Annotated in this window: 18 protein-coding genes, 2 tRNA genes and 1 other RNA gene; 8 read left to right on the forward strand and 13 right to left on the reverse strand. The window is 70.9% G+C overall.

All coding sequences use genetic code 11. From position 1 onward, the window contains the following. Position 1: 1 nt before the first annotated feature. The gene (locus tag ACETWP_RS00495; protein WP_373970227.1) at positions 2-1,477 is read left to right on the forward strand and encodes a DUF2079 domain-containing protein; all 1,476 of its coding nucleotides are present in this window, start codon (positions 2-4) and stop codon (positions 1,475-1,477) included. 25 nt (positions 1,478-1,502) lie between these two features. On the opposite strand, the gene ACETWP_RS00500 is transcribed toward ACETWP_RS00495, so the two are convergent. The 3 genes from ACETWP_RS00500 to mptB (ACETWP_RS00510) are packed head-to-tail and all read right to left on the reverse strand — an operon-like array spanning position 1,503 to position 5,959. Then, complete coding sequence (locus ACETWP_RS00500) at positions 1,503-2,837, reverse strand: glycosyltransferase family 87 protein (protein ID WP_373970228.1); 1,335 nt, start codon at positions 2,835-2,837, stop codon at positions 1,503-1,505. Beyond that, entirely contained in the window at positions 2,834-4,444 is a 1,611-nt protein-coding gene (gene mptB / locus ACETWP_RS00505) for a polyprenol phosphomannose-dependent alpha 1,6 mannosyltransferase MptB (protein ID WP_373970229.1), read from the reverse strand. The genes ACETWP_RS00500 and mptB (ACETWP_RS00505) overlap by 4 nt, the downstream gene beginning before the upstream one ends. Beyond that, on the reverse strand, positions 4,445-5,959 hold the full coding sequence (gene mptB, locus ACETWP_RS00510) for a polyprenol phosphomannose-dependent alpha 1,6 mannosyltransferase MptB (protein ID WP_373970230.1): 1,515 nt from the start codon (positions 5,957-5,959) through the stop codon (positions 4,445-4,447). It lies immediately after the preceding gene. A gap of 275 nt (positions 5,960-6,234) precedes the next feature. On the opposite strand from mptB (ACETWP_RS00510), the gene orn reads away from it, so the two are divergent. The 3 genes from orn to def all read left to right on the forward strand — a co-directional run bounded on the left by orn (position 6,235) and on the right by def (position 7,696). Next, on the forward strand, positions 6,235-6,849 hold the full coding sequence (gene orn / locus ACETWP_RS00515) for an oligoribonuclease (protein WP_373970231.1): 615 nt from the start codon (positions 6,235-6,237) through the stop codon (positions 6,847-6,849). Between the two features lie 141 nt (positions 6,850-6,990). Then, positions 6,991-7,066 (forward strand) — tRNA-His (locus tag ACETWP_RS00520). A 57-nt stretch (positions 7,067-7,123) separates the two neighbouring features. After that, entirely contained in the window at positions 7,124-7,696 is a 573-nt protein-coding gene (def, locus tag ACETWP_RS00525) for a peptide deformylase (RefSeq protein ID WP_373970232.1), read from the forward strand. 97 nt (positions 7,697-7,793) lie between these two features. On the opposite strand, the gene ACETWP_RS00530 is transcribed toward def, so the two are convergent. The 3 genes from ACETWP_RS00530 to rnpB all read right to left on the reverse strand — a co-directional run bounded on the left by ACETWP_RS00530 (position 7,794) and on the right by rnpB (position 10,825). Next, positions 7,794-9,260, reverse strand: coding sequence for a glyceraldehyde-3-phosphate dehydrogenase (locus ACETWP_RS00530; RefSeq protein WP_373970233.1), 1,467 nt, complete (start codon positions 9,258-9,260; stop codon positions 7,794-7,796). A gap of 231 nt (positions 9,261-9,491) precedes the next feature. Next, on the reverse strand, positions 9,492-10,085 hold the full coding sequence (locus ACETWP_RS00535; protein ID WP_373970234.1) for a hypothetical protein: 594 nt from the start codon (positions 10,083-10,085) through the stop codon (positions 9,492-9,494). A gap of 372 nt (positions 10,086-10,457) precedes the next feature. Continuing rightward, positions 10,458-10,825, reverse strand: an RNA gene (rnpB, locus tag ACETWP_RS00540) — RNase P RNA component class A. 84 nt (positions 10,826-10,909) lie between these two features. Here rnpB and ACETWP_RS00545 point away from each other — a divergent pair. Further along, positions 10,910-11,683 (forward strand): YaaA family protein, encoded by a 774-nt coding sequence (locus ACETWP_RS00545; RefSeq protein ID WP_373970235.1) that lies wholly within the window; start codon positions 10,910-10,912, stop codon positions 11,681-11,683. A gap of 33 nt (positions 11,684-11,716) precedes the next feature. Here the strand turns inward: ACETWP_RS00545 and ACETWP_RS00550 are convergent, their stop codons facing one another. From ACETWP_RS00550 to ACETWP_RS00560, 3 genes are all read right to left on the reverse strand, one after another. Then, complete coding sequence (locus ACETWP_RS00550) at positions 11,717-12,121, reverse strand: VOC family protein (RefSeq protein WP_373970236.1); 405 nt, start codon at positions 12,119-12,121, stop codon at positions 11,717-11,719. Positions 12,122-12,126: 5 nt separating this feature from the next. Further along, positions 12,127-12,873: a zinc ribbon domain-containing protein gene (locus tag ACETWP_RS00555; protein WP_373970237.1), complete on the reverse strand. Its 747-nt coding sequence runs from the start codon at positions 12,871-12,873 to the stop codon at positions 12,127-12,129. 235 nt (positions 12,874-13,108) lie between these two features. Next, positions 13,109-14,011 (reverse strand): Nif3-like dinuclear metal center hexameric protein, encoded by a 903-nt coding sequence (locus tag ACETWP_RS00560; protein WP_373970238.1) that lies wholly within the window; start codon positions 14,009-14,011, stop codon positions 13,109-13,111. A 95-nt stretch (positions 14,012-14,106) separates the two neighbouring features. Here ACETWP_RS00560 and msrA point away from each other — a divergent pair, with 95 nt between their 5' ends. The 3 genes from msrA (at position 14,107) to epsC (ending at position 16,307) form a co-directional block, all read left to right on the forward strand. Then, the gene (msrA, locus tag ACETWP_RS00565) at positions 14,107-14,685 is read left to right on the forward strand and encodes a peptide-methionine (S)-S-oxide reductase MsrA (RefSeq protein WP_373970239.1); all 579 of its coding nucleotides are present in this window, start codon (positions 14,107-14,109) and stop codon (positions 14,683-14,685) included. Between the two features lie 70 nt (positions 14,686-14,755). Continuing rightward, positions 14,756-15,691, forward strand: coding sequence for a cysteine synthase A (cysK, locus tag ACETWP_RS00570; RefSeq protein ID WP_373970240.1), 936 nt, complete (start codon positions 14,756-14,758; stop codon positions 15,689-15,691). Positions 15,692-15,722: 31 nt separating this feature from the next. Continuing rightward, complete coding sequence (epsC, locus tag ACETWP_RS00575) at positions 15,723-16,307, forward strand: serine O-acetyltransferase EpsC (protein WP_373970241.1); 585 nt, start codon at positions 15,723-15,725, stop codon at positions 16,305-16,307. A gap of 135 nt (positions 16,308-16,442) precedes the next feature. Here epsC and gnd read toward each other — a convergent pair whose 3' ends face one another. From gnd to ACETWP_RS00595, 4 genes are all read right to left on the reverse strand, one after another. Continuing rightward, complete coding sequence (gene gnd, locus ACETWP_RS00580) at positions 16,443-17,879, reverse strand: NADP-dependent phosphogluconate dehydrogenase (RefSeq protein WP_373970242.1); 1,437 nt, start codon at positions 17,877-17,879, stop codon at positions 16,443-16,445. A gap of 260 nt (positions 17,880-18,139) precedes the next feature. Further along, positions 18,140-18,215 (reverse strand) — tRNA-Val (locus ACETWP_RS00585). Between the two features lie 219 nt (positions 18,216-18,434). Further along, entirely contained in the window at positions 18,435-18,947 is a 513-nt protein-coding gene (locus ACETWP_RS00590) for a redoxin domain-containing protein (RefSeq protein WP_373970243.1), read from the reverse strand. Between the two features lie 11 nt (positions 18,948-18,958). After that, the gene (locus ACETWP_RS00595) at positions 18,959-19,375 is read right to left on the reverse strand and encodes a DUF3052 domain-containing protein (RefSeq protein WP_373970244.1); all 417 of its coding nucleotides are present in this window, start codon (positions 19,373-19,375) and stop codon (positions 18,959-18,961) included. Between the last annotated feature and the right edge of the window lie 86 nt (positions 19,376-19,461).

Raw genomic sequence — 19,461 nt, forward strand, 5'->3', positions numbered from 1 at the left:
CATGTCCGTCGACTCCCCCGCCGCCGAACCCGTGAGCCGCGCCCAGAAGCTACAGCTCGCCGCCGTCATGGCGGCCGCCGCCCTGCTCTACACGGCCCACTCGCTGCTGCGCTTCCGCAACTTCGAGGCCAAGGGATACGACCTGGGGATCTTCGACCAGGCGGTGCGGCAATACGCGCTGTTCAAGCCGCCGATCGTCCCGGTCAAGGGCGTGGACTTCCACCTGCTCGGCGACCACTTCCACCCGATCATCGCGGCGCTGGCCCCGCTGTACTGGGTCTGGCCGGACCCCCGGATGCTCAACCTGGCCATGATCGTGCTGCTGGTGTCCTCGGCGCTCCCGGTCTACCTGTTCGCGCGCGGCCACCTGGGACACCGCGGCGGACTGCTCACCGCGTCGGCGCTGCTGCTCTGGTGGCCGTTCCAGGCCATGGTCAACTGGGATTTCCACGAGGTCGCCTTCGGCGTCCCGCTCATGGCGTGGATCATCTGGGCCTTCGAACGCCGCCGCCACTGGCTGGTCGTGGGTCTGGCCATGCCGCTGCTGCTGGTCCGGGAGGACATGGGCGTGACCGTTCTCGCGGTCGGCATCGTGATGGCCATCCACCGCCAGTGGGCGAAGGCAGCTCTGCTGGCCGTGGCGGGCGTCGGCGGCTACCTCGTGACGACGTCGGTCCTCATCCCCCTGTTCGCCCCGCCGGAGGCCATGTCCTACTGGCAGTACACGGCGCTGGGGCCGACGGCGGGCGCGGCCATCGTCTTCATGCTCAGCCACCCCCTGCGGACCGTGGCGCTGCTCTTCAACCACGAACTCAAGGTCCTCCTGTGGCTGATGAGTTTCGTCCCGCTGGCGCTGCTGCCGTTCTTCTCGCCGTATGTCATCCTCGGCGCCCCGATCCTGCTGAGCCGGCTCTTCAACGACCGGCTCAACACCTGGGCGCCGGTCTACCAGTACGACGCGATCCTGGCACCCATCCTGATCATGGCGGCGGTGCACGTGCTGTCCAAGATCATCCGCCGCACGGGCCGGACCGGGCTGCGCGTTGGCGCCCCCGCCTACCTGCTGGGCCTCGCGCTCGTCTGCACCCTGTTCATCCATGCCGTCTTCCCGTTCGGACGGACCGTGACAGGGCAGAACTGGGCCATGCCCGACGTCGCGCAGGCGCAGCAGCGTGCCGTCGACCGGATCCCCAACGGTGTCTGCGTCGAGGCCGCGGACACCGCCGTTCCGCATCTCGTGGACCGGACGTACGTGGGACTGCACGGCGATATCGGCGACGACCTGTCCAGCTGGATGATCATCGACTTCAACGCCGAGGAGCTCGGCGGCTGGGACCCGCTGACGCCGGACCAGGCGCTGGAACGCGCCCGGGGGCTCGGCTTCGAAGTCGTCACCGAGGACGACCACGGCATCTGGGTCCTCCGCCGGGACATTCCCGTCGACCCCGTCTGCGCTGCCTACCTGCCGTACGACTGACGCCTCTCCGGGCGCGGACGCCGGCTCAGGTGCCGGCGGATCGGCGCCCCCGCGCCCCCAGCACGAACTTGTCCGGCAGGTCCTCGAGCGGCCCGGCCAGGGGGTCGTCGCTGCCGTCGGACCGCACCAGGTCCCCCGAGGGACGCCGGATGTCTCCGATGATCTTGACGCCGAGGTAGACCACGGCCGCCATGTGCGCGGCGATCCCGGTGCCGTACAGGATCTCGATGAGCGGCGAACCGGCGCCGAAGGCGCCGCCGCTGACGATCTTGGCGCTCATGAGCCAGACGGCGGCCCAATGGAAGACCTCGATCGCCTGCCAGACGGCAAACTCGACCCGGTGCGGCCGCGCCAGGACGAACAGCGGGATGAGCCACATCACGAACTGCGGCGAGTACACCTTGTTGAGGAGCAGGAACGCGGCGACGATGAGGAACGCGAGCTGCGCCATGCGGGGGCGGCGCTCCGCGCTGAGCGCGAGGTACGCGATGCCGAGGCAGGCGAGGGCGAAGAGTCCGTTGGAGACCAGCGAGAAGCCCTTGCCGTCCAGCCCGGTCCAGGTGAAGGCGAGCCACACCGACGAGAAGCTGATCTCCCGCTCGGAGGAGAAGGTGTAGAACCGCGACCATTCGTCGAAGGCGGTCAGCATGAACGGCACGTTCACGGCCAGCCAGGCGGCGACCGCGGCCGCGAGGGCCTTCCAGAAGTGGACCATGCGCCCGGTCCGCCAGCACAGCACGAGGATGGCCCCGAAGAGGAACAGCGGGTAGAGCTTCGCCGCGGTGCCCAGACCCAGCAGAAGCCCCGCCAGAACCACCTTGTTGCGCGAGAACGCGAGCATCCCGAGTGTCGCGAGCATCACGGCCCACAGGTCCCAGTTCAGCGTGCTGGTCAGGATGATGCCGGGCGCGAGCGCCACCATCAGCGCGTCCCGGCTGCGGTTCCGCGCGGCGTAGGCCACGGCGACCACGATGACCGCCCAGCAGAGGAACGCTCCCGCGGAGTTCAGGTCGAAGTACGCCAGCTGGCGCTCGGCGCTGAAGCCGATGCCCGGCACCATCATCGCGGCGACCCCGGCGATCACGGCCAGCAGCGCGGGATACTCCATGGCCTGCTCGGCCGGCAGGCCCGTGTAGAACGGGAAGAGCTTGTCGGCCAGCCCGCGCGTGCCGAAGAGCTGGGCGAAGTCGGAGTAGCACATGTGGATGTGCTGGTCCGCTCCCTCCCAGCCGTTGAGGCGGCACCATTGCTTGCTCAGGACGGCGAGCCCCGCCCCGGCCGCGGTGGCGAGCAGCAGCAGCACGACGACGGTGCGGTTCGCCCGCCGGGCGTGCAGCAGGGTGTTCAGCGGTCCGGTCACGGCGTGGTGGCCCCGTTTCTGTTCGATGGTCGCGGCCGGGATTTCCCGAAGAGCGACGCGGTTTTCGGGTCGATGAAGACGATGTAGCCGAGGTACACCAGGCCCACCCCCGCGGCGAGGACGCGCACGAGCGTCAGGTTGATCCATTGCGCGACGCTGAGCTGGTCCACGACGCCGACCAGGACCAGCACCATGGAGAGCAGGTACCAGCCTTTGACCCACCAGCCACCGTACACACGGCTGGCCGCGAACAACGGGACGAGCCACAGCAGGTACCAGGGCTGGATGATCGGGGCGAGGACCACCGCGGCCGTCAGCGCGTAGGCGCAGTGCAGGACCGGCGGGCCGCCGGGCCGGCGAAGGGCGAGCCAGACGGTCAGGCCGACCGTCAGGGCCTTGAAGAGCGCGTAGACGACGTCGGCGGTGTCCTCCACGTCGCCGCCCAGCAGGGAGGACAGCCAGCCGACGCCCAGACCCGTCAGGCCCACGGGCGCATAGGGGAACGCCGCGGACCCGGCGGTGGCCATGGCCTTGATCCAGCCGAACCAGAGGCCGGACGCCCAGCCGAGGAGCGCCGTCGCCGCGCCGGCGACCAGCGCCGTGTAGAGCCACGCGCGCACCCTTGCCGCCCATCCGGCGTCGCGCGCGACCATAGCCAGCCCGAGGAAGGGCAGGGCGAGGACCACGATCGGCTTGATGCTGATGGCCACGGCCACCGCGAGCACGCCGGCGAGGCGATTGCCCCGGAACACCAGCAGGAACCCGAGCAGCAGCCCCCCGACCATCACCGCGTCGTTGTGCACGCCGGCGACCATGTTGAGCAGGAACAGCGGATTCGCCACCGAGATCCAGACGGCCCAGGCGTCGTCCGAGCCGAGGCGCCGCGCCAGCCGCGGAAGGGCGTAGAGGCAGAGCAGGACCCCGCCCGCGGCGAAGACGCGGAAGATCGCGACCCCTGCCTCGGGGACTCCCCCGGTCACGTAGTAGACGCCGCGGGAGGCCATGAGGAAGAGGGGTCCGTAGGGCGACGCGGACTCGGCCCAAAGGCTGTCCGATCCCTGCGCGAACCATCCCGGCAGCTGCGAAATCCAGTTTTCGTACGGGCTCATGCCCGCGTGCATCAGCCGCCCCTGCCCCAGGTAGGAGTAGACGTCCCGGCTGAAGATCGGGAACGTGAACATCAGCGGGGCCGACCAGAGGAGCACGGCGTTGCGCACCGCGGCCAGCGACGCCCGCGTCTGCGGACCGCCACGCTGGCCGAGGCGCAGCCACGCGCGGCAGAGGATCATCGAGCCCAGTGCCAGCAGGACGGTGCAGGCGATGACGCCGGCGGACTCGACGCGGAGCGGGTTCAGGAACGTGGTGCGCGCGAAGATGGACTGCTGCGTCGTTGCGAGCCAGCCGACGCCCCACGAGCCGATCAGGATCATCATCGAGGCCACGAACCCCTGCGCCAGCGCCACGGAGGTGTGGAGTTCGTCGCCGCCGGCGAGGAGCCGCAGGACCGGAAGGGTCTCCACCCGGTGCCGGAGGGACTGGATCGACGCCGTGGCGGCGGCGCCGGGCCCGCGGGGCCCCGCCGCCGGGGACGCGCCCGGGCGCGCCACCTAGGCAGCCGCCTTGGGCGCGCGGAGGGAGCCCCAGAAGCCCCGGAACAGGTGCTTGGTCTGCGGATCGAGGAGCGCGAGGTAGGCCATCGCCGCCCAGGAGATCGCTGTGGAGAGGTGCTTCACCCAGGGGTCGAGCCCACCGAGGAACTGCCAGATGAAGATCTGGTCCGCCGCTCCGAAGGCCACGAAGAACGCGACCGTGAAGTAGACCCAGACGATCTGCCAGTCGTCGCGGATGCCCGTCGCGGCGAAGAAGGGCAGCAGCCACAGGATGTACCACGGTTGGATGATCGGGGACAGCACGACGATCGCCGAGAACGCGAGCGCCAGGCGCTGCACCAGGTGGCTGTGGGTGCCCTTGAAGATCAGCACCAGCGCGATGCCGACGGAGGCGACCCGGCCCACGGCCTTCAGCACCGGCAGCACCCAGGCGGTCTCCATGCCCAGCGCGCCGAAGGCGCCCTGGAAGAAGCTGGACAGGATGCCCAGGGGGGCGAAGAAGACGCTGCCCGAACCCGTTCCCAGCATCACGGCAAGCCAGCCGAAGCCGTAGCCGTTGGCCCAGCCGATGAGCGCCATGATGCCCAGGCACAGGCCCGCGGTGTAGGCCCAGTACCGGATCCTCCGCGGCCACGACGCCGCCGGGCCGGCCCAGAGGAGCCCGATGAAGGGGAGCAGGACGAGCGTGATGGGCTTGACGCCGATCGACGCGGTGACGAGCACGACGGCGAGGATCCCGCGGCCAGTGGCGGCGTAGTATGTGCCCGCGACGGCCAGCCCGACCATCAACCCGTCGTTGTGGGCACTGGCCACGAAGGAAATGAGGAACAGCGGGTTCGGCACGGTGAGCCACAGCGCCTTCGCGCCCGAGACGCCGTGCAGCGCGGCCAGCCGCGGAACGTACACCACGCACAGCACGACCCCGGCGAACGCGACCAGGCGAAAGAGCAGGACGGAGAGGTCCGGCGACGTGCCGACGAGTTGGTTGACCAGGTGCTCGATACTCAGGAAGAGCGGGCCGTAGGGTGTCTCCGACTCGGCCCACGTGACGTCGGCCCCGAGTTGGAACCAGTTGGAGAGCGTCGAGATCCCGTCCTGGTAGGGGTCCTGTCCCGCGGCCACGAGCCGCCCCTGCCCGATGTAGGCGAAGACGTCCCTGCTGAAGATCGGAAGGCACAGGAGCAGTGGCGCCGACCAGAGCCAGCAGGCGCGCCGGACCGTCGCCAGCGAGCCGTCGGGCCACCCGCGCAGCACCTGGCCCAGCCGCAGCCAGGCCCGGACCATGACCCAGCAGCCCAGGGTCAGCACCACGGTCGACGCAATGACGCCCCAGTGCTCGGTGCGGAGGGTGATCAGGAGCGAATTGCGGTTCAGGGGGGAGACCGCTGCCAGCCAGCCCACGCCGTAGGAGCCGAGGAGGACGAGCAGGGCGCCGACGAACCCCTGGATCAGGACCGGCGTCCTGGCGTCCGCCGCGCGCCCGGCCCCCGTGCCGGCCTGAGCCACCTTCATTTCGCTTCGGCCTGTTCCCTTGAGTGTCGGGCCGACGGTCGGTCGGCGGTGTCCACGGCCGCTGAGCCGGACCGGGGGACGCGGGCCCCGGGGCCCGACAAAACCTCCCCCGATGTTAGCAGGCGGGCGCCCCACGGCCGGGGCGACGCCGCGCGCGCCGACCGTGGCGGCGGCCACGCCGCGGCGGGCCCCGCCGTCGTCTCGCCGCCCTCGCGCCCGGTGCGTCGTCGAGCCCGGGATTCCGGCGGGTCGCTGGATTCCGGTAGATTGGGCCGGTGCCTAATTCAGCTGACAACATTGTGTGGATCGACTGCGAGATGACCGGCCTGAGTCTGGAGGCCGACGCGCTCATCGAGGTCGCCGTCCTGGTCACCGACCCCGAGCTGAACGTGCTGGGCGACGGCGTGGACATCGTGATCCGCCCGGAGCCCGCCGCGCTGGAGCAGATGGGCGACTTCGTCCGCCAGATGCACACCGACAGCGGCCTGCTCGAGGAGCTCGACGGCGGCGTCGACCTGGGCACCGCCACCGAGCAGGTGCTGGCCTACATCAGGCGTTGGGTTCCGGAACCCCGGAAGGCTGTCCTGGCCGGGAACACCATCGGCACTGACCGGAACTTCCTGGCCCGCGACATGCCCGGCGTGATCGACTACCTGCACTATCGGGTCATCGACGTCTCGACGATCAAGGAGCTCTCCCGCCGGTGGTATCCGAAGGCCTACTACCAGTCCCCCGCCAAGACCGGCGGACACCGGGCCCTGGGGGACATCAGGGACTCGATCGCGGAGCTCAGGTACTACCGCGAGGCCGTGATGGTGCCCGCGCCCGGCCCGGACAGCAAATCGGCGCAGGCCATCGCCAGCGCCGTGGCGGGGTCGCGCGAAGCCTGAGGGACGGGCCGGACCCGTGTTCTGCGCCACACCGGGGCCCGGTTGGCGCGGACCGCCCGGAAAGTGTGTAAACTAGTATCCGTTGCCCGGGCAGCAGGTCGCGAGATCCGCTCGAAAGGCACCGCGTCGCGAGGCGCCATGGTGGGTATAGCTCAGTTGGCAGAGCGTCTGGTTGTGGTCCAGAAGGTCGCGGGTTCAAGCCCCGTTACTCACCCCAACAAGCCGCCCCGGATCAGTCCGGGGCGGCTTTCTTCGTCACGAGGAGGAACCGAGCATGACCGTCCGACCCATCGTCATTTACGGCGAGGAGTCGCTGCACCGCCGGGCCGCCGAGGTCACGTCCTTCGACGACGAACTGAGGGGGCTGGTGGATGACATGTTCGAGACCATGGACGAGGCCAACGGGGTCGGCCTCGCGGCGCCGCAGATCGGGGTGTCGCTCCGGATCTTCACCTACAACTTCGTCAACGACGACGGCGCCCCGTCCCGGGGGGTGGTCGTCAACCCGCGGCTGACGCTCTCGAAGGTCTCGGGCGCGCAGCCCGATCCGGAGGACGAGGTCGAAGGATGCCTGTCGGCGCCCGGCCTCTCGTTCCCGCTCAAGCGCGCCGAGTACGCCCGCGTCCAGGGGTTCGACGCGGACGGGAACGCCGTGGACTTCGAGGCCACGGACTGGTTCGCGCGCGTCATGCAGCACGAATACGACCACCTGGACGGCCAGCTGTACGTCGACCGCCTCAACGACAAGTGGTCGCGGCGCTGGAAGAAGGCGAAGCGCCAGCTCGAATGGGGCGGACCCGGCCTCTCCTGGATGCCCGGCGTGGACCCGGATCCCTTCGGCCACTAGGACACCTCGGCGGCCAACGCGACGGGCCGCGTCCGGGAAGGATCTCCCGGGCGCGGCCCGTTGTCTTCTCGCTGGCGCGGCGGCCGCGGGCCGGGGCCTAGACCGTGGCCGGAGTGGCGACGGTTTCCACGGCCGGGAACGCCTTGGGGTGGGTGCCCGCGAGCTCCTCGAGCACCCGGACCACCTGGCAGGAGTAGCCGAACTCGTTGTCGTACCAGACGTAGACGACGGCGTTCTTCCCGTTGGCGATCGTGGCCAGCCCATCGACGATGCCCGCCCGCCGGGAACCGATGAAGTCCGTGGAGACGACCTCCGGCGAGTCGATGTAGTCGATCTGCTTGTGCAGGTCCGACGTCAGCGACGCGTCGCGCAGGTAGGTGTTGAGCTCCTCCTTGGTCGTGTCGGTCTCCAGGTTCAGGTTGAGGATCGCCATGGACACGTCCGGGGTGGGCACGCGGATGGCGTTGCCCGTGAGCTTGCCCTCGAACTCGGGAAGGGCCTTGGACACGGCCTTGGCGGCGCCGGTCTCGGTGATGACCATGTTCAGCGCGGCGGAGCGCCCGCGGCGGTCGCCCTTGTGGAAGTTGTCGATCAGGTTCTGGTCGTTGGTGAACGAGTGGACCGTCTCGACGTGCCCGTGCGCGACGCCGAACCGGTCGTTGATCGCCTTGAGCACCGGGGTGATCGCGTTGGTCGTGCACGACGCGGCGGAGACAATGGCGTCCCCGGGCTCGATGTCCGTGTGGTTGATGCCGTGCACGATGTTCTTCACGTCGCCCTTGCCCGGCGCCGTGAGCAGGACACGCGCGACGCCGGTCGAGCGCAGGTGCTGCGACAGGCCCTCGCGGTCGCGCCAGCGGCCGGTGTTGTCCACGACGACGGCCTTGTCGATCCCGTAGGCCGTGTAGTCGATCGACGCGGGGTCGTTCGAGTAGATGACCTGGATCAGCGTGCCGTTGGCCAGAATGGTGTTGTTCTCGTGGTCCACGGTGATGGAACCCTCGAACGGTCCGTGCACGGAGTCGCGCCGCAGCAGGGAGGCGCGCTTCACGAGGTCGTTGGCGCCGCCGTTGCGCACCACGATGGCGCGCAGCCGCAGGCCGTAGCCGCCGCGTTCGATGAGGATCCGGGCCAGCAGGCGGCCGATCCGGCCGAAGCCATAGAGGACGACGTCCGTGGGGTCGGCGTCCGCCGCGCCGGCGCCGCCGACCTTGTCGCCGAACTCCGCGGTGAGGAACTCGCGCAGGGTCGCGCCGTTGCCCTGTTCCTTGAACTTCCGGGTGAGCCGCGCCAGGTCCGCGGACACGGCGCCGAGGTTGAGCTCGTCCAGGGCCTTGAGCAGCGGGAAGGTCTCCTCCAGCGGCAGCTCTTGGTGGTCGATGTGCCGCGCGACGCGGTGCGCCTTGAGGATGTCGATGGGCGACTTGTTGATGAGCTTGCGCCCGTAGATCGAGGTCACCACGTTGTTCTTGCGGTAGAGACGCCCGATGAGGGGAATCATGGCCTCGGCGAGTTCTTCGCGTCCGCTCCATTCCTCCAGGGCGGCGACAGACTGCTGGGTCACTTGTTGTCCTTCCAATTCAGCCGGCCAGGATCCACTGGCCGGTTGGCACCGTGAAAGCACCATTGCAGATACGGTTCGTTGGGGTCTCAGGATCGTTCCCCGGGGCAGGGCCCCTGCGACCATTCTAGGCCGTCGCGCGCCGCCGGCGCCGCGGGGCCCGGTGAGGTCGGTCACAGCCCCGCGGAGTCCGGAGGGCCGGACGACGCGTCCCGTCCGAGCGCTGCCCCCGACCTACAGGGCTCCGCCGTAGTAGGACTGGATGCTGATCCACATGTTGCTCGTCGGGCCCTTGACCTTCGCGTAGTCCCCGGCTTTCGCGAGGTTCAGGTGCTTGTTCAGGGGCATCCCGGCAATCCGCATCTTCACGATGCACAGGGCCCCTCCCCCGGAAATCCCGGCCGAGATGTCGCGCTGTACCAGCGTCTCGTCCGGGTCCGCACTGCAGGAGATCACGGGCAGGCTCGTGTCCAGCCGCAGCTCGAGGTGGCCCTGCTCGTTAACGCGGACCGAGGACGGGATGACGCCGACCGATTGGTGGGACGAATTGACGTGCAGCTGCGGGCCGGCGTCCGTGAACCGGACCACCCCGCCGCGGAACACCGGTCCCGGCACGCCGGACAGGAAGGTCCCGTGCGCGTAGGTGCCGTGCCGCCGCAACGGAGACACCTCGGCCGCTGGTGCGGGAACAGTCCCGGCGGCATGCACGGAGACGGCCCCGGGCGCGGCGGCGGCGGGCGCGGCGCCGCCGAGGGGCACCGCGACGGCCGCCGGGACCGCGCCGGCAACGACGGCGGCGAGGAAGCCAGCCCGGCTGAGCGCCCTCACGACTTCGCCGCGGTTCCGTGCGCGCTGGGCTGTCCTGCGGTGCCGGCAGCGGCGCGGTCCCCGGTCGTCGGGGCATCCCCGGTTCCGCGGGCCCGCGAGCGCGCTGTGGTGCTGGTGGTCGAACGCCGAGACGGCGCAAACTCGTGTGTCATGGATCCCCCCAAGGCCAAATGACGTTAATGTGCTCAGACTATGCGCTCGGCCGCCCCCGGAGATCACGCCATGGTAACGATTGACGGAATGTTGACACGATGCGCCGGGGAAGCAAGAGGACGCTGACATGCCGGTTCAGGGAGCCGACCGGCGAAGGTCGCGGGACCCTCCGCGGCACGCCCGCCGCCGCGAGGCGCCCGTCCCGGGGCGTGGGGGTGGTGGACGGGTCGGCCTGTACGCCGGGTTTTGTACCGGCCCCGGTTACCCGCGGACCGGCGACGGCCATCCATCTAGGGCCAGCGTTGCCGCTGGCCTCGAGCGGTCTACCCGGTTGCTCGGGCGAACAGCCCTCGATCGCAACCTGTCTGACCTTGCTCCGGGTGGGGTTTACCTAGCCGGCCCAGTCACCTGGGCCGCTGGTGGTCTCTTACACCACCGTTTCACCCTGACCCGCGCGAGCGGGCGGTCTGTTTTCTGTGGCACTGGCCTGCGGGTTACCCCGAGTGGGCGTTACCCACCACCCTGTTCTGTGGAGCCCGGACGTTCCTCGGGCCGCCGAAGCGACACGCGGCCGTCCGGCCGACCCATCCGGGCATCAGTCTACCGTCGGCGGGCACCCGCCGTGACCGGCCTTTCGGCGGGAGCCGGACGGGACCGCTAGGCTTCTGGACGTGCTGATTCTCCTGCCACCGTCCGAAGGCAAACACGCGGCCGCGACCGGCGAACCCTTTGTGCTCGAGGAGCTGAGCTTCCCGGAGCTCGCCCCGGACCGCGAACACGTCCTGGACGCCCTGGCCGCGGCCTCGGCCCGGCCGGATGCGCACGCGGTGCTCGGGGTGGGCGAATCGCTGGCGGGGGACGTGGCCCGTAACCGCCGGCTGCGCCTCCAACCGGCGGTCGCGGCGCACAGCGTCTACACCGGGGTCCTGTACGAGGCGCTCGGCTATGCGGGCATGACCCCGACCCAGCGCCGCAAGGCGGACGACTCCGTCGTCGTGGTGTCCGCCCTGTGGGGGGCCGTGGGATTCGCCGACCGCATTCCCGCCTACCGGCTCTCGATGTCCGTGGCGCTTCCGGAAACGGGACGGCTCGCCGCCTGGTGGCGCCCCCGCCTGGACGCCCACCTCGGGCCGCGCGCCGACGGCCATCTGGTGATCGACTGCCGTTCCAGCACCTACGCGGCGGCGTGGCACCCGGACCCGGGGCAGGCCGTCGCGGTCAACGTCTTCCAGCGGCGCGACGGCCAGCTCAAGGTCGTGTCGCACTTCGCCAAGCACACGCGCGGCGAGCTGGCCCGGCACCTGCTGACGCGCCGGGGCAATCCCCCGACCTCCCCGGAGGCGCTGCTCAGGGTGGCCCGCGAGAAGTGGGAGGCGGAACTGCTGCCGGGCACGCCGCGCAAGGCACACCAGCTCAACATCGTGCTGCCGGAGGACCACGCCTAACCGCGCGGCGGCCCGCCGGCCTGCGCCGGCGGCTCACTCGCCCGCGACCAGTTCGATCTCGAAGCCCGCGGCGTCCTCGAGGTAGGCCGCGAAGTGCTCCGGGCCCCCGGCGAACGGATGCCGGTCGGCGAACATCAGCCGCCAGCCTTGCTGTTGCGCCGCCCGCGCCAGCCGCTCGACGTCCTCGCGCACCCCCGCGTGGAAGGCCAGGTGGTTCAGTCCCGGACGCTTCCTGGCGTGCGTCCCGGGCTCGACGTCGGGGCCGGCCTCGACGACCAGATACTCGCCCGCGCCGCGCCAGCTCCGGCCGGTGGGCCAGGCGTCGCCCGGGACGTAGCCGAGCTGCTCGAACATCCAACCCAACGTGCGGGCGGACTGCTCCAGGTCCTCGACCCACAGCTCGACATGGTGGAGGCGCCCGGTCCCTTGGGGTGCCATGGCGCTCAGGCCGCCGAGTTCCACTCGTCGGAGCGGACCAGGATGCAGCCGGAGTCGGGGCAGAAGACGACGTCGTCCTCGGCTGCCGCCTTGATCTCCGCGAGGTCCCCGGGCGCCAGCTGCATGCCGGACCCCTCGGATGTCCCGTGGAAGAGCCGGGCGGCGCCCACCCCATGCTGGGCCAGTCGCTTTTCGTAGATCGCCACGAGCCCGGGATCGATCGACGAGACCAGCTCGGCCCGCTGCGCGGTGACGGACTCCCGCTCCCGGGACAGCGTCTCCAGCTCCGCGTCCCGGGCACCCTCGGCTTCCGCGAGTCCGGCCGCGGCCCGCTCGGCCGCCGCCGCCGACACCGCGTGGCGCTCCGCGACGGCCTCGAAGGCCTCCATCAGCTCGAGCTCCGCGTCCTCGAGCTCGGCCTTGCGCGGGGTGAGGGAATCGATCTCGTGCTGCAGGGCCATCATGTCCCGTGCCGTGCCCTTGCCCAGGTCGATGCGCTGCCGGTCCTTGTCGAGCTTCATCTGGACCCGCTCGACCTCGTGCTCGGAGGCGGCGACGGCCCGCTTGGCCTCCTCCATCTCGGCGGCGATGCCGTCCCGGACCGCGTCCGCCGCGTTCCTGGCGGCCAGGGCGGCCGCGACGGCGGGATCGTTGGCCAGTTCCGCGGCACGCCGCTGGAGCTTCGTCAGCTTCGAGTCGAACGACTGGAGCGCTAGCAGCTTGTGCTGCTCGCTTTGCGGCGCCTTGGCCATGTGTGCCTCCGATGCTTGGTGCGTCCCGCTGCCGGGCCGGTGGGGTGCGCTGGAGTCCCAGCCTAGTGCCGCCGCGCCGGAGCGGTCGACGGCCGGTGCGGTCGAGGGCCGGTGCGGTCGAGGGCCTCAGCACCGGCGGCGGGACGATTGGCGGCGGTGCGGCCGACGGAGGGATGGCCGGTGGCCGGACCCGCGCCACTGTCCCGTCTCCCGAGCCCCTCCCCCGAGCCCGCCCCTAACGCCCCGGCGTGAGGACGAAGTCCCAGGGATCCGTGTTGATGCCGCTGACGGCGATCTCGACGTCGAAGTCCTGGTCCCGCAGGACGTTGCCCAGCGCCTCGGCGGCGGCGGGCAGCCACAGCCACTCACTCGCGAAGTGCGAGACGTCGACGAGGTACGGGCGACCGTCCTCGGACGCCTCACGTGCCTCGGAGGCCGGGTGGTGCCGCAGGTCCGCCGTTACGTAGACGTCGGCACCGGCGTTCCGGACGGCGCCCAGCAGGCTGTCCCCCGCTCCGCCGCACACGGCGACACGGCGCACCAGGCCGGCCGGGTCGCCGGCCACCCGCACGCCGCCGGCGACGGCGGGGAGGGCGCCGAAGACGCGCGCGGCGAAGTCCCCGAGCGTCTGCGAATGCGGCAGCAGCCCGATCCTGCCGATCCCCTCTTCGGGAAGGCCCGCGCCCGAGGGCGCCAGCGGTTCGACGTCGGTCAGGCCCAGGATGTCGGCCAGGACGTCGGACACCCCGCCGACGGCGGAGTCGGCGTTGGTGTGGGCGGCAACCAGGGCGCAGCCGCCCTCGATCAGCGAGTGGACGGCCTCGCCCTTGGCCGAGGTCGCGGCGACCCCGTGGACCGGTCGCAGAAGCAGGGGGTGGTGCGTGATCAGCAGGTCCGCGCCGCGGGACACCGCGTCCCGCACGACCTCGACCGTGGGGTCCACGGCGAAGACGATCCGCCGGACCGGGTTTCCGGGGCGCCCGGCGACGAGCCCGACCGCGTCCCAGTCCTCGGCCAGCGAGGCCGGCCACAGCTCCTCGATCGCCAGCAGCACCTGCCCGAGCGTGGGCGTGCCGTCAGCCGCGGGGGCGCCACCGCGCGGCCGATCCGCGGCCGCCCCGTCCTGTTCCTTGTGCATGTGTCCACCGTAGTCCGCGGAACCCCCGCGGCGGGGAACCGGGCCGGTCGGGCGGACCCGGGAATCTTTGGGCGCCCCGATGCATTGAACAGAACGTGACGAGAACAGCCGAGAACCCCACGACCGAGCCCGCCGCCATCCCGCAGGCCACCCGGACCTTCATCCTGGCCGGTGGCTGCTTCTGGTGCCTGGACGCCGTCTACCGCAAGATCCGCGGGGTGACCGACGTCGTCTCCGGCTACATCGGCGGGCACACCCCGGACCCGGCCTACCGCGAGGTCTGCGCGGGAACCACCGGCCATGCGGAGGCCGTGGCCGTCACGTTCGACCCGGTCGCCGTCCCCGAGGACGTCGTCCTGGACATCTTCTTCGCCACGCACGACCCGACGACGCCGAACCGCCAGGGCTACGACGTCGGCACCCAGTACCGCTCCGCCATGTTCTACGTGGACGGCGAGCAGGAGCAGCTCTTCCGTACCGCGATCGAGCGGAACCAGGACAACTGGTCGGCGCCCATCGTCACCGAGGTGACCCGCGCCCCGCGTTTCCACGAGGCGGAGGAGGTCCACCAGGACTTCTACGCCCGCAATCCGTGGGAGGGCTACTGCCAGGTGATCATCAACCCGAAGCTCGCGAAGGCCCGAAAATATTACTCGCAGTGGCTGGTCGACTGAGCCGGCGGCGGCCGTTGACTAGTGTTTGACCCGAAGACACACGCGCACGCGAAGAAAGCAGGTACTTTCCATGGGCAGGATCTACAACGACGTCACCGAGATCGTGGGGCGCACGCCCCTCGTGCGGCTCAACCGGCTCGCCGAGGGACTCCCCGCGACGGTGGCGGTGAAGCTCGAGTTCTACAACCCGGCCAATAGCGTCAAGGACCGCATCGGCGTCGCCATCGTCGACGCCGCCGAGCGGGCCGGCGCCCTGAAGCCCGGCGGGACGATCGTCGAGGGCACGTCCGGCAACACGGGCATCGCCCTGGCGATGGTCGGCGCGGCGCGCGGCTACAAGGTCATCCTGACGATGCCGGAGACCATGTCCACCGAGCGCCGGGTCATGCTGCGCGCGTACGGCGCGGAAATCGTCCTGACGCCCGGCTCCGAGGGCATGCGCGGCGCGGTGGAGCGGGCCAAGGAGATCGTCGCGAACACCGAGAACTCGATCTGGGCCCAGCAGTTCGCCAACGAGGCCAACCCGCGCGTCCACCGCCTGACCACCGGCCAGGAGGTCTGGGACGACACGGACGGCGCGGTCGACATCTTCGTCGCGGGCGTCGGGACCGGAGGCACCGTCACGGGCGCCGGCAACCTCCTCAAGGAACTCAAGCCCTCGGTGCAGATCGTCGCCGTCGAGCCCAAGGACTCCCCCATCCTCACCGGCGGCAACCCGGGACCGCACAAGATCCAGGGCCTCGGTGCGAACTTCGTGCCCGAGATCCTGGACACGACCGTGTACGACGAGGTCTTCGACGTCAGCACGGAGGACTCGGTCGCCACGGCCCGGGCCCTGGGCACCCAGGAGGGCATCCTGGGCGGCATCAGCTCGGGCGCCATCGTGTGGGCCGCCCTGGAGCTGGCCAAGCGCCCGGAGAACGCCGGCAAGCTCATCGTCGCCATCGTCTGCGACTTCGGCGAGCGCTACATCTCGACCCTGCTCTACGACGACATCCGCGGCTGATTCCCCGCCCCCGACCGACCAAAGGCATGGTGTGACTTTCCTTTCCCGTCTCCGCGACGACCTCAACGGGGCCCGAGCCCACGACCCGGCGGCGCGCGGCGACGTCGAGAACATCCTGGCGTACTCCGGACTGCACGCGATCTGGATCCACCGGCTGACGCACCGCTGGTGGGCCAACCCCCGGCTGCGCATGCCGGCGCGTCTGCTCTCGCAGTTCGCGCGGTTCCTCACGGGCATCGAGATCCACCCCGGGGCGACGATCGGCCAGCGCCTGTTCATTGACCACGGCATGGGCGTGGTGATCGGCGAGACCGCCGAGATCGGCGACGACGTCATGATCTACCACGGGGTTACGCTGGGCGGCCGGTCGCTGGCGAAGGTCAAGCGGCACCCCACCATCGGCGACCGCGTGGTCATCGGCGCGGGGGCCAAGGTGCTGGGGCCGATCACCATCGGCGCGGATTCGGCGATCGGGGCAAACGCCGTGGTGGTCAAGGACGCGCCCGCGGACTCGATCATCACGGGCATGCCGGCCACGAACCGGCCGCGCCGGCCCGAGGAGCACAAGCCGGCGGTGGATCCCGCCGAGTACATCGACCCCGCCATGTGGATCTAGGAGCCCGGCACGGTTGACGGCCCGGGCGCCCGGTCCCGTCGGTCCAGCCCCGGGAGCCATGGCGCGCGGAAGCGGCCCCGCACCCCGTCCACCGGGGTGCGGGGCCGCTTCCGCGCGCGGGCGTCTCCCCCGCGGTCAGTGCGTGTCGACCGCTGCGACCTCGGACTTGTCGCCGCTCCAGAGCGTGTGGAAGGTCCCCTCGGCGTCGACGCGGCCGTACGTGTGGGCGCCGAACAGGTCGCGCAGCCCCTGGGTCAGCGCGGCGGGCAGGCGGTCGCGGCGCAGGCCGTCGTAGTAGGCCAGCGACGCCGAGAAGACCGGGACCGGGATGCCCAGCTGCACGGCGGTGGACACGACCCTCCGCCAGGCCGGAAGCGCCGCCGCGATGGCGTCCCGGAACGCCGGCGCGAGGAGCAGGTTCGCCGGGCGCTCCCCCGCCGCGTAGGCGCCGGTGATCTCCTTGAGCAGTTCGGCGCGGATGATGCAGCCCCCGCGCCAGAGCGACGCGATCTCGTCCAGCTTGAGGTCCCAGCCGTATTCCGCGGCGGCGGACGTGAGCATGTCCAGGCCCTGCGCGTAGCTGACCAGCTTCGACGCATAGAGCGCCTGGCGGACGTCCTCGACGAACTCCACGGGCAGCTGGACCTCGGCCTCGCCCCCGGCCAGCGCGCCCTGCGCGCGGGACCGCTGGTCGCGCTGCGAGGACAGGCCCCGGGCGAAGACGGACTCGGCGATCGCGGAGACCGGGGAGCCCAGCTCCAGCGCTGAGACCACGGTCCAGCGGCCGGTGCCCTTCTGCCCCGCGGAGTCGACGATGACGTCGACGAACGGTGCGCCGGTCTTGGCGTCGACGTGGGCCAGGACCTCGGCCGTGATCTCGATGAGGAAGGAGGCCAGCTCGCCCTTGTTCCACTCCTCGAAGATCCCCGCCTGCTCGGCGGGTCCGATCCCGGCGCCGGAGCGCAGGAGGTCGTAGGCCTCGCCGATGACCTGCATGTCGGCGTATTCGATGCCGTTGTGCACCATCTTCACGAAGTGACCCGCGCCGTCGGTGCCGATCCAGGCGCAGCAGGGCTCGCCGTCGACCTTCGCGGAGATCTTCTCGAGCAGCGGCCCGAGCGCGTCGTAGGACTCGCGCGACCCGCCGGGCATGATCGAGGGCCCCAGGAGCGCGCCCTCCTCGCCGCCGGACACGCCGATGCCCACGAAGTGCAGGCCCTTCTCGGCGAGGGCCGCCTCACGGCGGCGCGTGTCCTCGTAGTGCGAGTTGCCGGCGTCGATGACGATGTCGCCCTCCTCGAGCAGCGGCACGAGCTGCTCGATCACGGAGTCGACCGGGGTGCCGGCCTTGACCATGATCAGCACGCGACGGGGCACCTCGAGGGCGTCCACCAGCTCCGCGAGCGTCTCGGTGCGGACGAAGTCGCCCTCGCCGCCGTGCGCGGCGAGCAGCGCGTCGGTCTTCTCGACCGAGCGGTTGTGCAGGGCCACGGTGTACCCGTTGCGGGCGAAGTTGCGGGCGAGGTTCGCGCCCATTACGGCCAGGCCTGTGACGCCGATCTGTGCGGGCATGGTGGCAGTTCCTCCAGGAAGCGGTGGGTGGAAGGCCCGGTCCGGGCGCGGTTCGCCACCCAGCCTAGTACCGCCGCGCTGGACGCGGCCAACGGGCCGCGTCATCTTCGCCGTCCCGGACCTGCGGGGCCGCGGGCGTGCCGGCGTCGGGGACCGAGTGCGCGCCGGCGTGCCGGTGTCGGGGACCGCGGCGTGCGGGCCGCCACACGACAAGGCCCCGCGGTCCCCCGCCGCTGTGGCAGGGTAACGCGGGGCCGATGTGGTGGGTCCTACCGGGATCGAACCGATGACATCCACGGTGTAAACGTGGCGCTCTACCAGCTGAGCTAAAGACCCGTGCGGCACCCCACACTACCGGGCGGCTGGGGGCCGCGCCAATCGGCCGGTGGCCGGGCAAGAAACCGCCGGGAGCGGGTCGCGGCGCCCCGAGGGCGGCTCGGGGACCGCCCTCGGTGCGGGTGCGCCGTCGGGGGGGTGTTCCGCCGACGGAGACGGAATCCGCCGTCGGACGGGACGGGATCCGCGGCCGACGTCGGGAAGGCCATGTGCCCGGGATCAGTCCCGGGGCAGCGCTTCCACCGCCAGGCGGTACGCCGTGAGGGGCCGGGAAGCGCCGACGGCGCTGTCGAAGCGGGCTGCGATGTGGCCATCCGCCACGAGGAAGGTCGCGCGCGCGGCGCGTCCGTGGGCGTCGTCGAAGCAGCCAAAGGACCGTGCCGCGGCCCCGTGGGGCCAGAAGTCGGCCAAGAGCTCGAATCCGAGGCCGAGCTCCTGCGCGTAGGCGCGGAGCGCGAACTTGTGGTCGACGGAGACGCCATAGACCCGGACGCCGCGGGTGGCGAAGTCCCCGCGCGCCGCCTCCAGCTCCGAGAGTTCCGAGGTGCAGACGCGCGAGAACGCGAACGGGTAGAAAACCAGGAAAAACGGATCGGACCCCGGCGTCGTTTCCGTGACCGTCTCGCCATACTGGTTCACCAGCGCGAAGGCCGGCACGGGATCCCCGACCCCCGGCCCGCGTGGCCGGGCCTCGGGACCGGAGCCCGGAGCCGCGCCCCGTTCGCCGGGCATGCGCGTTCCGCCTAGTTCTTGCGGCGCGGGACCAGCCGGGAGGCGGCCCAGTCCTGGGAGACGCCCTCGCTTGTGGTCACGTGCAGGCCGGCGGTGGGCGCCGACTCCAGGATCTCGGACGGACGGACGTAGCCGTCGCGGCCCGACTTGGGGGTCAGCAGCCACACGACCCCCCCTTCGCCGAGCGTCGTCAGCGAGTCGACGAGCGCGTCGACCAGGTCGCCGTCGCCGTCGCGCCACCACAGCAGGACCGAGTCGACCACGTCGTGGTCCTCCTCGGTCAGCAGCTCGCCGCCCGTCGTCTCCTCCAACGCGTCGCGCAGCTCGTAATCGACGTCGTCGTCATACCCCAGCTCCTGGATCAGGTCTCCGTCCTTGAAGCCCATCTTGCCCACAGCCGCGGTGTTAGCCGCTCCGGCGTCGCTCACGTTTCTCCTCCTACTAGTGGTTGGCGTCACCACCAGCCAACACCTTTAAGCCCGCTCCATCAAGCGAGGGGCCCCTGACACGCCGC

Source organism: Arthrobacter halodurans, from assembly GCF_041877255.1.
In the GTDB taxonomy this organism is placed as follows: Bacteria; Actinomycetota; Actinomycetes; order Actinomycetales; family Micrococcaceae; genus Arthrobacter_N; species Arthrobacter_N halodurans.